Raw genomic sequence first — 13028 nt, forward strand, 5'->3', positions numbered from 1 at the left:
GCCGCGAACCCAACCCCGGCAGGGCTCAGACTTCGGTCGCCGCTTCGACGTCGTAGGCCTTGAGCTGCTGGACCAGGTCTTCCAGCGCCGCGGGGGGCAGCGCGCCGGCCTGGTTGAACAGCAACTGCCCCTTCTTGAACGCCATCAGCGTGGGGATCGACCGGATCTGGGCGGCCGCAGCCAACTCCTGCTCGGCCTCGGTGTCGACCTTGGCGAAGATCACGTCAGGGTGCTTCTCCGACGCCGCCTTGAAAGTGGGCGCGAAGGCGCGACACGGGCCACACCAGGAGGCCCAGAAATCAACGAGCACCATGTCGTTGCCGTTGACGGTTTCGTTGAACTGCGCAGCAGTGAGGTCTTGGGTAGTCACATTCGCCCTAACGCCGAGGTTGTGGTTGTTGTTCCCAGCCGTTCACAAGAGGCTGGGCGTCGTCGGCTTGTGCCGATATGCCCTGAGTTGCGTCACCAGTTCGCCCATCACCGTCGGATTGGCGATTCCCGGTTGCTTGAAGACCAGTTGGCCTTTCTTGAAGGCCATCAGGGTCGGCAGCAACGTCACGCCAGCCGTCTGGACCAGATCCTTCTCGATTTCGAAATTAACTTTGCCGTGCACGATGTCCGGGCAATTCTGCGCGGATGTCTCATAAGTGGGCGTGAAGATGGCACACGGTGAGCACGACGGCGCCCAGAAGTAGACGAACACGTTCTCGTTGCCCCTGACCGCCTGCCGGAAGTCGGCCGCCGTCAGATCCCGCGTACATCCTGTTCCCATCAGCACACGAGCGTACGTCAACGCGCTGCCGCGGACCGCCAGGTTCGGTTACTCAGCAGGCGCATGCCATTGAGGGCGACCAGCAAAGTCGAACCCTCGTGACAGGCCACGCCCAGCGGCAGCGGGAGCTGTCCGAAGAGATCCCACAGCACCAGCACCGTGATGAAGCTGCCCGCCAGAGCGAGGTTGGCGGTCACCACCCGGCGCGCCTGCCGGGCCAGGCCGATGATCGTCGGAATGGTGTGCAGTTCATCGCGGACCGTCACGGCATCTGCGGTCTGCAGGGTGATGTCGGAGCCGGCACCCATGGCCATCGAGGCGCACGCCGCGGCCATGGCGGGGGCGTCGTTGACGCCGTCTCCCACCACCAGCACCCGGTGGCCGCCGGCCTGCAGTTCACGCACCGCCGCGACCTTCTGCTCGGGCAGCAAACCGGCGCGCACGTCGACGATGCCGGCCTCACTCGCGACGAGACGGGCCGCGCGGTCAGTGTCGCCGGTCAGCAGCACCGGGGGCGCCGTTGTCAACTCCGCCAGGGCGGCTACGCAGTCCACGGCGTCGGAACGGATCTGATCGGTGAGCCCCAGCGCACCGACGGCCGTCCCGTTGACGACGACGGCGGCGGCTGTGGCACCGGTCTCGACGAGGCGTGCCACCTCGCGCGGCAGTATCCCGCGGAAACTGTGCGGACTGCAGACCTCGACGAAGTCCCGCCCCACCGTGGCGCGCACGCCGTGGCCCGGTACCGCGCGGAAGTCCTCGGCGGCCGGGATCGCGACACCGCGCCGCCGCGCTGCCCCGACGATCGCCCGGCCCAGCGGATGCTCGCTGAATTGTTCTGCCGCAGCAGCTAATTCGAGCAATTTCGGCACGCCGATCAAGTCCGGTCGCAGCGCCTTCACGACCGTAAGCCGCGGCATGCCGCACGTCAGCGTGCCCGTCTTGTCCAGCGCGACGATGCTGGCGCCGGCGAGGCGTTCGACGACGACCGCGGACTTCACCAGGATTCCGTGCCGGCCCGCATTGGCGATCACCGACAGCAACGGCGGCATGGTGGCCAACACCACGGCACAGGGCGAGGCGACGATCATAAAAGTCATGGCCCGCAGCAGAGTCGGTTGCAGCGGACAGCCGAGCATCAGCGGGATGATGATGAGCGCCGAGGTTGCCGCCACCATTCCCACCGAATAGCGCTGCTCGATCTTTTCAATGAACAGTTGGGTTTTGGCTTTGGTAGCCGACGCCTCGGACACCAGCTCGACGATCCGGGCGACCACGCTGTGCGAGGGGTCGCGGGCGACGACCACGCGCAGCACACCGGAGCCGTTGACCGTGCCGGCGAACACTTCGTCGCCGACGGTCTTGACGACCGGCATCGACTCACCGGTGATGGAACACTGGTCGACCTCGGATTCCCCGGACAGCACCACGCCGTCGGCAGGTATGCGTTCGCCGGGGCGAACCACCACCCGGTCGCCCACCACCAACTGGCCGGCGGGCACCACATGTTCGGCGCCTGCGCCGTCAAACAGCACTGCCTGGTCCGGCGTGAGGCTCATCAGACCCTTGACCGAATCCGCGGTGTGTTTGGTGGCAACCTCGTCGAGGGCACCGGACGTCGCGAAAATCACGATCAGCAGGGCCCCGTCGAAGATCTGCCCGATTGCCACCGCCCCGAGCGCGGCCACGATCATCAACAGGTCGACGTCGAGCGCCCTATTCCGGAGTGCTTGCGCGCCTGCCCATGCCGAGCCCCAGCCGCCGGCCAGATAGCAGGCCAGATACAACGTCCACCACACGACCGTCGGCGCACCGTTGAGCTGAGCGGCCAGCCCTGCCAGAAACAGCGCCAGCGCCACGGCCGCCCAGCGTACGGAGAGCACCGACCACAGCGCTGCCCGCCAACTCAGTCCGCGGGCAGCACTGGCGGGAACGCGGTCGAAGGAAGCCTGCGGGGCGGTCACTTCGAAGGCGGTCAAGGTCATTCCGGCGGCCTCACAGGGGGTGGCAGTGCGTCAGGATGCACCGAGTGTATTGACAACGGGGTCGTCAGAGGTCTCGGTTTGATTCCGGTATGTCATTGAATTGGCTTATGGCACTTCGCTATACGCAAGGTTGTCGGAGTTCGGGCGCTATCGACACCATGAGCGCCGCCGGGCGAATTCCATTGGCGGACTATTCAAATTCGGCCGGAAATTGCCCTCAAAAAGACTCGCGAAAAGGATTCATCGTTGCCGAATCGCGATACGATTCTGGGATCGCCGACTCTGCGCTCTGGAGGTGCGAGATGTCGTTTCTGGTCGCCAATACCGATTTCGTGTCACAAGCGGCGGGCAATCTGGCCCGGGTCGGATCACTGATCAGCGAAGCCAACAACGCGGCGGCGGCCCAGACCACCGCCGTCGCCGCCGCCGGCGCCGATGAGGTGTCGGCCGCCGTCGCCGCCGTTTTCGGCGCACACGCGCAGACGTATCAGTCGCTGAGCGCTAGTGCCACCGCGTTTCACGAACAGTTCGTGCAGTTGCTCTCCGGCGGCGCCAACGCGTACGCCCTCGCCGAAGCGACCAACATCGGCCCGCTGCAACCGATCCTCGATTTGATCAACGCACCCACGAACCTGTTGTTGGGACGGCCACTGATCGGCAACGGCGCTGACGGCACGGCAGCGAGCCCGAACGGTCAGGCCGGTGGCCTCCTGATCGGTAACGGCGGCAACGGTTTCTCGTCAGGCGTCGCGGGAGTAGGCGGCGGCAACGGCGGAGCCGCGGGGCTGCTCGGTTTTGGTGGGGCCGGCGGCGTGGGTGGGTTGGGCGCGAACGGCGGCGCGGGTGGCGCCGGCGGCTGGCTGTTCGGCGGTGGCGGAGCCGGCGGTAACAGCGGTGGCGGCGGCGGCTCCGGCGGTCTCGGCGGCTCCGCATTCCTCTTGGGGAACGGCGGTGCCGGTGGTACCAGCCCCAACGGGATGGGGGCGGGCGGCGCCGGAGGCAACGGCGGCCTGCTGTACGGCAATGGCGGCCATGGCGGCGGCAGCTCCCTCATCGGCGCCTCTGGCAACGGCGGCAGGGCTTTCCTGTTCGGCGACGGCGGCGGTGGCGGAGACGCGGCCAACGCCGCCCCGGCCGGAGCCGGCGGCGCAGGAGGGGTGTTCGTCGGCAACGGCGGTGCGGGCGGCAACGCCCCGATGGGTGGCGTCTCCGGGCCCGGCGGGCAGGCCGGGCTGATCGGCAACGGCGGAGCCGGAGGCAATGGCAATTTGAACGGCGGCAACGGCGGTAACGCGGTCTTGATCGGCAACGGCGGCAGAGGCGGCACTCCAAACGGCGTCGGTGGCCAGGGCGGCCTGCTGTTCGGCGCGCACGGGTAGCCCTTACCTACGGTTGCGTACGTTTTCCCCCAGCAGCAAGACTGTGCCTGATCATCGGGCCGATCAGTCTGAGTGGAAGGAACCACATTGGGGCACTACATCGCCAACGTGCGCGACCTCGAGTTCAACCTGTTCGAGGTTCTTGACGTAGGCGCCGTCCTCGGCACCGGCAAATACGCCGACCTCGACGAGGACACGGTGCGCACCATCCTGTCGGAGGCGGCCCGGTTGGCCGAAGGTCCGGTGGCCGAGTCCTTCGCCTTCGCCGACCGCAACCCGCCGGTCTTCGACCCCGCCACGCACTCCATCAGCGTCGCACCGGAATTGGTGAAGACGGTGCAGGCGATCAAGGACGCCGAATGGTGGCGGCTGGGCCTGGCCGAGGAGATCGGCGGGATGGCCGCGCCGCCGCCGCTCAACTGGGCGGTCAACGAGATGATCTTCTGCGCCAACCCGTCGGTCTGCTTCTTCAACCTGGGGCCGATTCTGGCGCAATCCCTGTTCGTCGAGGGCAACGACGAGCAGAAGCGTTGGGCCGCAATGGGAGTCGAGCGTGGCTGGCAGGCCACCATGGTGCTCACCGAGCCCGACGCCGGTTCGGACGTGGGGGCCGGTCGCGCGAAGGCGATTGAGCAACCAGACGGCACTTGGCATATCGAAGGCGTCAAACGGTTCATCTCCGGTGGCGATGTCGGCGACACCACCGAGAACATCTTCCATCTGGTGCTGGCAAGGCCCGAGGGCGCGGGACCCGGCACCAAGGGCTTGAGCCTGTTCTACGTCCCCAACTTCCTGTTCGACCCGGACACCGGGGAACTCGGCGCCCGCAACGGGGTGTATGTCACCGGCGTCGAACACAAGATGGGCCTGAAGTCCTCCCCCACGTGCGAGCTGACCTTCGGCGCCACCGACGTCCCGGCCGTCGGATATCTGGTCGGCGGCGTCCACGACGGCATCGCGCAGATGTTCCACGTGATCGAGAACGCGCGCATGACGATCGGGGTCAAATCCGCCGGGACTCTGTCCACGGGCTACCTCAACGCCCTTGCCTACGCCAAAGAGCGGGTGCAGGGCGCTGACCTGACGCAGATGACGGATAAGACCGCACCACGGGTCACGATCATGCACCACCCCGACGTGCGTCGCAGCCTGATGACCCAGAAGGCGTACGCGGAGGGCCTGCGGGCGGTGTATATGTATGCCGCCGCGCATCAATGTGATGCTGTGGCGCAACATGTTTCGGGTGCGGATCACGATCTGGCGCACCGGGTCGACGATCTGCTGCTGCCCATCGTCAAGGGCGTGGGTTCCGAGCGGGCCTACGAGGTGCTGACCGAGTCGCTGCAGACGCTGGGCGGGTCGGGCTTCCTGACGGACTATCCGATCGAGCAGTACATCCGCGACTCCAAGATCGACTCCCTGTACGAGGGGACGACCGCGATCCAGGCGATGGACTTCTTTTTCCGCAAGATCGTGCGCGATCACGGCCAGTCCCTGCAGCACGTGACGACTCAGATCAACAAGACCATCGAGACCACCACGGAGTCGTTGAAGGATCAGGCCGAGTTGCTGCAGGCCGCGGTCGAAGACGTCACCGGCATGACAGGTGCGCTGATGGGATACCTGATGTCCGCCGCCCAACACACCACCGACATCTACAAGGTCGGGCTCGGGTCGGTGCGCTACCTGCTCGCCGTGGGAGATCTCCTCATCGGCTGGCGGCTGCTGGCGCAGGCGAACGTGGCCGAGGCGGCTCTGGCCGGCGAGTTGTCAGCGGCCGACAAGGCTTTCTACGAAGGCAAGGTCGCGGTTTCGGCATTCTTCGCCAAGAACGTCCTGCCGAAGCTGGCCGGCGTGCGGGCGGTGCTGGAGAACATCGACGACGAAGTCATGCGCGTCTCCGAAGACGCGTTCTGAACACACAGAGTCCGCACAGCTCACGCGGGTAGACCGGATCGTCAGAAGCACTGACGATTTGGGGAGGAACGTTGTCATCTACTCGTATCGCGATTGCCGCGGTCGCCGCCGGGCTGTCTCTGGCGGCGTGCAGCTCGTCGCACAACTCCAGTCCCGCCACATCACCGAGCACCGTGGTGGCGTCCCCGACCAGTGGTGCCTCCGCGCCCCCCAAGGGCGAGACACAGGTCCGCGGGTTGATCGCTTCCGTGGCCGGCAACGCTGTTCAGGTGACACAGCAAAGCGTTACCGCCACAGTCGATTTCACCGGCTCGACGAAAATCACCGAGGTCACCAACGCGGCCCTGACGGACGTCACCCCGGGCGCCTGTGTCACGGCCCGCTCCAAGGACGAGGGCCAGCCCGCCGCCTTGGTGCGCGTCAGCCAGGCCGTGGACGGCAAATGTCCGCAGGGCAAGCAACCGACGACACCAGGCCGCCATGCGCCGATCCAGGGCACCGTGGCTTCGGTCAACGGCAACACCATCACGGTCAACACGTCCGGAGCGCCTCAAACGGTGACGGTCACGGACAAGACGAAATACACCGAGGAAGGGCCGGCCGCGTCACAGGAGATCGCGCAGGGCAAATGCATCACCGCCCGTGGCAGCGAAAACAGCGGCGCCCTGCAGGCGACGTCGATCAGCCTGCGGCAGGCCGCCAACGGCAAGTGCCCCGACGGCGGGAGCCCGCACCGGCGCTGAAAGGCGGCGCGGCGCTTAGACCGTGAAGCCGAGGGCGCGCAGCTGCTCGCGGCCGTCCTCGGTGATCTTGTCCGGGCCCCACGGCGGGTTCCAGACCCAGTTGATCCTGAGCTCGTCGACCAGGCCGGCCCCTACCAGCGCCGAGCGCGACTGATCCTCGATGACATCGGTCAACGGGCAGGCCGCCGACGTCAGGGTCATGTCCACCAGGGCGACGGTTCCCTCGTCGCCCTTTTCCAGATTCAAGCCGTAGACCAAGCCGAGATCGACGACGTTGATCCCCAGTTCCGGGTCGACGACGTCGCGCATCGCCTCTTCGAGATCTGCGAGCAGCAGTTCGTCAGATGCCGCGGTGTCGCTCATTGGGCAACCTCCTCCTCTTCGAAGCCGGCATGGGCTCGGGCCAAGGCATCCTTGAAAGCCATCCAGCCCAGCAGTGCACATTTCACCCGCGCCGGGTACTTGGCCACTCCAGCGAACGCTACTCCGTCGCCGAGCACGTCCTCGTCGCCCTGCACGTTGCCGCGCGACGAGACCATCTCGGTGAAAGCGTCGATGGTCTTCAGCGCCTCCGGCACGCTCTGGCCGATGATTTGTTCGGTCAGCACCGATGTCGCGGCCTGGCTGATCGAACAGCCCTGACCGTCATAAGAGATGTCGGCCACGGTCTGGCCGTCCTCGGACAACGCGACGCGCAGGGTGACCTCGTCACCGCAAACCGGGTTGACGTGAAATACCTCGGCGCCGAACGGCTCCCGCAGCCCACGGTGGTGCGGGTGCTTGTAGTGATCCAGGATCACGTCCTGGTACATCTGCTCGAGACGCAACGTCAGTCTCTCCCAAAGAATTCCACGGACCGCCGAACGCCGGCTATCAGGCGGTCGACTTCCTCTTCGGTGTTGTAGAGCGCGAACGAGGCGCGCGCGGTGGCCGCCAGGCCGAACCGTCGGTGCAGCGGCAGCGCGCAGTGGTGTCCGACCCGCACGGCCACGCCCTCGTCGTCGAGCACCTGGCCGACGTCGTGCGCGTGCACGCCGTCGACGACGAAGGAGACCGGAGACCCCCGGTTCTCCATCGTTGTGGGCCCGACGATGCGCACACCGTCGACTGCGGACAGGCCCTCGATGGCCTTGGCCACTAGCTCACGTTCGTGCGCCTCGACGGCGTGCATGCCGACAGCGTCCAGATACCGTGCGGCTGCGGCCAATCCGACGACCTGCGAGGTCATCGGGGTGCCTGCTTCGAAGCGCTGGGGGGTGGGCGCGTACGTGGAGGTCTCCATGGTGACGGTCTCGATCATCGATCCGCCGGTGAGGAACGGCGGCATGGTGGCGAGCAACTCGCGGCGGGCGTAGAGCACGCCGATCCCGTTGGGCCCCAGCATCTTGTGCCCGGAGAATGCGGCGAAGTCCACGCCGAGTGCATGGAAGTCGACCGGCTGGTGCGGGACGGACTGGCAGGCGTCGAGCACCGTGAAGGCGCCGACGGCGCGGGCCCGCTCGACCAGTTCGGCGACCGGCGCCAGTGCGCCGGTGACATTCGAATGATGGCTGAAGCTAACGACTTTGACCTTCTCGTCAAGCTGCAGCGAGTCCAGGTCGATGCGGCCGTCTTCGGTCACCCCGAACCATTTCAGGGTGGCGCCGGTGCGGCGGGCCAGTTCCTGCCAGGGCACCAGGTTGGCGTGGTGCTCCAGTTCGGTGGTGACGATGACGTCGCCCGGTCTGACCGCAGCCTCGAAACGACTGTCCCCCAATACGTACGACACCAGGTTCAGCGACTCCGTCGCATTCTTGGTGAACACCAGTTCGTCGGGCTCAGCACCCACGAACGCGGCGATGTCGGCGCGACCCTGCTCGTAGGCGTCGGTGGCTTCTTCCATCAGCTGGTGCGCGCCGCGGTGCACGCCCCCGTTGGAGGTGACGAGAAACTCACGCTCGGCGTCGAGCACCTGCAAGGGGCGCTGCGAAGTCGCCCCGGAATCCAGGTACGCCAATTGATTTCCGCTGCGCATCACGCGCTTGAGGATCGGGAAATCGGCGCGGATCGCCGTGAGGTCCAGCATGCTTACGCGCCTGCGGTCGCCTGGGTGAAGCGCACGTAGCCGTTCTGCTCGAGTTCGTCGGCCAGCTCGGAGCCGCCCGATTCGGCGATCCGGCCGCCCACGAAGACGTGCACGTACTCGGGCTTGATGTAGCGCAGAATCCGGGTGTAGTGCGTGATGAGCAGGATGCCCCCGTTCTCGGCTTCCGCGTAACGATTGACACCCTCGCTGACCACCCGCAACGCGTCGACGTCCAGGCCGGAGTCGGTCTCGTCGAGGATGGCGATCTTGGGCTTGAGCAGCTCGAGCTGCAGAATCTCGTGGCGCTTCTTCTCACCGCCGGAGAAACCCTCGTTGACGTTGCGCTCGGCGAAGGCCGGGTCGATTTCGAGGGCGGACATCGCTGCCTTGACCTCTTTGACCCAGTGCCGCAGCTTCGGCGCCTCGCCGCGGATGGCAGTGGCGGCCGAGCGCAGGAAGTTCGACACCGAGACGCCGGGCACCTCGACCGGGTACTGCATGGCCAGGAACAGGCCGGCCCGCGCCCGCTCGTCGACGCTCATCGCGAGCACGTCTGCGCCGTCCAGCGTGATCGAACCGGAGGTGACGACGTACTTGGGGTGTCCGGCGATCGCGTACGACAGGGTCGACTTGCCCGAGCCGTTGGGCCCCATCAGGGCATGCTTCTCGCCGGACTTCACGGTGAGGTCGACGCCCTTGAGGATCGGGATCTCGCGTTCGCCGTCGGCGCCGCTCGGGTTGACGACGCTGACGTGCAGGTCTCTGATTTCCAGGGTTGTCATGCGGTTGTTGCCTTCTCCGTCTTTTCCAGTTCGTGTTCGATGGCCGCGGTGAGGCGCTCCCGCACTTCGGGCACCGCGATCTTGGAGATGATCTCGCCGAAGAAGCCGCGGATCACCAGCCGGCGGGCCTGCTCTTCGGGAATGCCCCGGGAGCGCAGATAGAACAGTTGCTCGTCGTCGAATCGCCCGGTGGCACTGGCGTGTCCGGCCCCGGCGATCTCGCCGGTCTCGATCTCCAGATTGGGCACCGAGTCGGCGCGCGCGCCGTCGGTCAGCACCAGGTTGCGGTTCATCTCGAAGGTGTCGGTGCCGGTCGCCGCGGCGCGGATCAGCACGTCACCGATCCATACCGTGTGCGCGTCGGGCAACTTCGACGACGGATCTCCTTGCAGCGCACCCTTGTACAACACGTTGGACCTGCAGTCAGGCTGGGCGTGGTCCACCAGCAGCCGTGACTCGAGGTGCTGGCCGTCGTCGGCGAAGTAGAGGCCCAGCAGTTCGGCGTCCCCACCGGGTCCGGCGAACCGCACGTTGGCGGCCATCCGCACCACCTCGCCGCCCAGCGTGACGGTGACGTGGCGCAGTACCGCGTCCCTGCCGAGCCGGGCATGGTGAGCACTGACGTGCACCGCATCGTCGGCCCAGTCGGCGATCCAGATAACGGTGAGCCGGGCGGCGTCACCGATCACGAATTCGACGTTGTCGGCATAGGTTCCGCTGCCCCGGTGGTCGATGACGACCACGGCCTCGCCGAGCTCTTCCACCCGGAGCTGCAGGTGCCCGTAGGCCGCAGCGCCCTGCCCAGGTCCGTTGACGCTGATATTGATCGGTTCGCCGACCTGGGTGTCGCGCCCGACGGTGACCACAGTCGCCGAGTTGAACGATGAAAATGCCTGCGCCGCAATACGATCTGCCGGAACTCCAGCCTCACCGAGGCGTCCGTCGCCGCGGCGCACCGACTCGGTCCGCACACCGGGTTGCTCGCTGACCGTGATGGTGGCGGTGCCGGTGGCCACCGCGGTGCCGTCGTGCAAGCCGCGCAGTCGCTTGAGTGGGGTGAAGCGCCAGAGCTCGTCGCGCCCGTGCGGGACTTCGAACGCGTCGACATCGAAGGAGGAGAACAGTTCCCCTTTGTTGAGCGCGGCGGTCATCCGACCGCACCCTCCATCTGCAGCTCGATCAGACGGTTGAGCTCGAGCGCGTACTCCATCGGCAGTTCCTTGGCGATCGGCTCGACGAATCCGCGCACCACCATCGCCATGGCCTCGTCCTCGGTCATGCCGCGGCTCATCAGATAGAACAGCTGGTTCTCGCTGACCTTCGAGACGGTGGCCTCGTGGCCCATCGTGACGTCGTCCTCGCGGATGTCGACGTAGGGGTAGGTGTCGCTGCGGCTGATCGTATCGACCAGCAGGGCATCACATTTCACGCTCGACTTGGAGCCGTGCGCGCCCTTGTTCACCTGCACCAGGCCGCGGTAGGACGTGCGGCCGCCACCGCGCGCCACCGACTTCGACACGATGTTGCTCGACGTGTTCGGCGCCAGGTGCAGCATCTTGGCACCGGTGTCCTGGTGCTGGTCCTCGCCGGCGAAAGCGATCGACAGCACCTCGCCCTTGGCGTGCTCGCCGGTCATCCAGACCGCCGGGTACTTCATGGTCACCTTGGATCCGATGTTGCCGTCGACCCACTCCATGGTGGCGCCGGCCTCCGCCCGGGCCCGCTTGGTGACCAGGTTGTAGACGTTGTTCGACCAGTTCTGGATGGTCGTGTAACGGCACCGGCCTCCGGGCTTCACGATGATCTCCACCACCGCGGAGTGCAGCGAGTCGGACTTGTAGATCGGCGCAGTGCAGCCCTCGATGTAATGCACGTAGGCGTTCTCGTCGACGATGATCAGGGTCCGCTCGAACTGGCCCATGTTCTCGGTGTTGATCCGGAAGTAGGCCTGCAGTGGGATGTCGACGTGCACACCCGGCGGCACGTAGATGAAGCTGCCGCCCGACCACACCGCCGTGTTCAGCGCGGAGAACTTGTTATCCCCCGCCGGGATCACGGTGCCGAAGTACTTCTTGAAGACGTCCGGGTGCTCCCGCAGCGCGGTGTCGGTGTCCAGGAAGATGACGCCCTGCTTCTCCAGATCCTCACGGATCGAGTGGTAGACGACCTCGGACTCGTACTGTGCGGCGACACCGGAGACCAGCCGTTGCTTCTCGGCCTCCGGGATGCCCAGCTTGTCGTAGGTGTTCTTGATGTCCGCAGGCAGATCGTCCCACGTCGCGGCCTGCTTCTCGCTGGAGCGCACGAAGTACTTGATGTTGTCGAAATCGATGCCTTCGAGGTTGGAACCCCAGTTCGGCATCGGCTTCTTGTCGAAGATGCCCAGCGCCTTGAGCCGGATGTTCAGCATCCATTCGGGCTCGTTCTTCTTGGCCGAGATGTCCCGCACGACCGCCTCGGACAGCCCGCGTTGCGCGCTGGCGCCCGCGACGTCGGAGTCGGCCCAGCCGTAGCCGTACCGGCCCAGCGACTCGATGGTCTGCTCCTGGGTCAATGGCTCGACCGTCCGTGCGGCTTCGAGTGTCATGAGGACGCTCCTTTGGTGCTCGTTGCGGTGTGGCGCGGGCTGGGCGCCGGGCTGAGTGGTACGTGGGTGGTGCAGGCGCAGTCACCGTTGACGATCGTCGCCAACAACTGCACATGGGTGCCGAGCACCTCGGACATGGCCTGCTGCTCGGCTTCGCACAATTCCGGGAACTTCTCGGCGACATGGGACACCGGGCAGTGGTGCTGGCAGATTTGCACACCGTGGATGGGGCCGCCCACCCGGGTGGTGGTGGCGACATATCCGGCTTTGGTCAGCGCCTGCGCAATCCGGTCGGCCGTCTCTTCGACAGCGTCCTCGTCGGAGCCGTCGGTCGCCTCGACCCCGGACAGAATCGCGTCGATGCGGCGCCGCGCGAACGTCTTCACCGCGTCCTCGCCGCCGACCTCCCGCAGTTGCCGCATTGCGGCAGAAGCCAAGTCGTCATAGGCGTGGTCGAGCTTGGCACGGCCGGCCGCGGTCAACCGGTACCGCTTGGCGGGCCGTCCGCGTCCCACCTGCTGCCACGACGACGACGCAAAGGATTCCGCGTCGCCGGCCTCGATGAGCGCGTCCAGGTGCCGGCGCACACCGGCGGGCGCCAGGCCCAGCCGGTCGCTGATTTCGGTGGCGGTGATGGAGCCGGACTCGACCAGCAGGCGGACGATGGATCGCCGGGTGTGTCCGTCCGACCCGACAGCGCCGGCCGCGGGCACGGCAGCATGCGGTTCGGATTGGATTTTCACAACACCAGTGTGTCGCAATTCCGGGGATCGGTCCAGCAAGGGTGCCCTTAGGTGA

At 66.3% G+C, this 13028-nt stretch carries 13 protein-coding genes; 3 read left to right on the forward strand and 10 right to left on the reverse strand.

What is annotated here, in order from left to right; genetic code table 11:
- Positions 1–25: 25 nt before the first annotated feature.
- From trxA to AO501_RS20505, 3 genes are read right to left on the reverse strand one after another with little or no spacing between them, the layout of a single operon-like run.
- Positions 26–370: a thioredoxin gene (gene trxA, locus AO501_RS20495; protein WP_055579446.1), complete on the reverse strand. Its 345-nt coding sequence runs from the start codon at positions 368–370 to the stop codon at positions 26–28.
- A 42-nt stretch (positions 371–412) separates the two neighbouring features.
- Complete coding sequence (locus AO501_RS20500; protein ID WP_055579589.1) at positions 413–772, reverse strand: thioredoxin family protein; 360 nt, start codon at positions 770–772, stop codon at positions 413–415.
- 17 nt (positions 773–789) lie between these two features.
- Positions 790–2757, reverse strand: a complete 1968-nt coding sequence (locus AO501_RS20505; RefSeq protein ID WP_055579447.1) for a heavy metal translocating P-type ATPase — start codon at positions 2755–2757, stop codon at positions 790–792.
- A 302-nt stretch (positions 2758–3059) separates the two neighbouring features.
- Between AO501_RS20505 and AO501_RS20510 the strand changes: the two genes are divergently transcribed.
- The 3 genes from AO501_RS20510 to AO501_RS20520 all read left to right on the forward strand — a co-directional run bounded on the left by AO501_RS20510 (position 3060) and on the right by AO501_RS20520 (position 6796).
- The gene (locus AO501_RS20510; protein WP_055579448.1) at positions 3060–4136 is read left to right on the forward strand and encodes a PE family protein; all 1077 of its coding nucleotides are present in this window, start codon (positions 3060–3062) and stop codon (positions 4134–4136) included.
- Positions 4137–4223: 87 nt separating this feature from the next.
- Positions 4224–6053 carry an acyl-CoA dehydrogenase gene (locus AO501_RS20515; RefSeq protein ID WP_055579590.1) on the forward strand — a complete coding sequence of 610 codons (1830 nt, stop codon included), beginning with the start codon at positions 4224–4226 and terminating at the stop codon, positions 6051–6053.
- A 71-nt stretch (positions 6054–6124) separates the two neighbouring features.
- Positions 6125–6796 carry a DUF5666 domain-containing protein gene (locus AO501_RS20520; RefSeq protein ID WP_082658750.1) on the forward strand — a complete coding sequence of 224 codons (672 nt, stop codon included), beginning with the start codon at positions 6125–6127 and terminating at the stop codon, positions 6794–6796.
- Positions 6797–6811: 15 nt separating this feature from the next.
- Here AO501_RS20520 and AO501_RS20525 read toward each other — a convergent pair whose 3' ends face one another.
- From AO501_RS20525 to AO501_RS20555, 7 genes are read right to left on the reverse strand one after another with little or no spacing between them, the layout of a single operon-like run.
- On the reverse strand, positions 6812–7159 hold the full coding sequence (locus AO501_RS20525; RefSeq protein WP_055579450.1) for a metal-sulfur cluster assembly factor: 348 nt from the start codon (positions 7157–7159) through the stop codon (positions 6812–6814).
- A complete protein-coding gene (sufU, locus tag AO501_RS20530) occupies positions 7156–7629 on the reverse strand; it encodes a Fe-S cluster assembly sulfur transfer protein SufU (protein ID WP_156452707.1) in 474 nt (157 codons plus the stop codon). Before sufU ends, AO501_RS20525 begins: the two co-directional genes overlap by 4 nt.
- Complete coding sequence (locus AO501_RS20535) at positions 7626–8861, reverse strand: cysteine desulfurase (protein ID WP_055579452.1); 1236 nt, start codon at positions 8859–8861, stop codon at positions 7626–7628. The genes sufU and AO501_RS20535 overlap by 4 nt, the downstream gene beginning before the upstream one ends.
- Before the next feature lie 2 nt (positions 8862–8863).
- Entirely contained in the window at positions 8864–9643 is a 780-nt protein-coding gene (sufC, locus tag AO501_RS20540) for a Fe-S cluster assembly ATPase SufC (protein ID WP_055579453.1), read from the reverse strand.
- Entirely contained in the window at positions 9640–10794 is a 1155-nt protein-coding gene (gene sufD / locus AO501_RS20545) for a Fe-S cluster assembly protein SufD (RefSeq protein WP_055579454.1), read from the reverse strand. Before sufD ends, sufC begins: the two co-directional genes overlap by 4 nt.
- Positions 10791–12230, reverse strand: a complete 1440-nt coding sequence (gene sufB, locus AO501_RS20550; RefSeq protein ID WP_055579455.1) for a Fe-S cluster assembly protein SufB — start codon at positions 12228–12230, stop codon at positions 10791–10793. Before sufB ends, sufD begins: the two co-directional genes overlap by 4 nt.
- Entirely contained in the window at positions 12227–13012 is a 786-nt protein-coding gene (locus tag AO501_RS20555; protein WP_055579456.1) for a helix-turn-helix transcriptional regulator, read from the reverse strand. The genes sufB and AO501_RS20555 overlap by 4 nt, the downstream gene beginning before the upstream one ends.
- Between the last annotated feature and the right edge of the window lie 16 nt (positions 13013–13028).

It is taken from the genome of Mycobacterium gordonae, from assembly GCF_001417955.2.
GTDB classification, from domain to species: Bacteria; Actinomycetota; Actinomycetes; order Mycobacteriales; family Mycobacteriaceae; genus Mycobacterium; species Mycobacterium gordonae_B.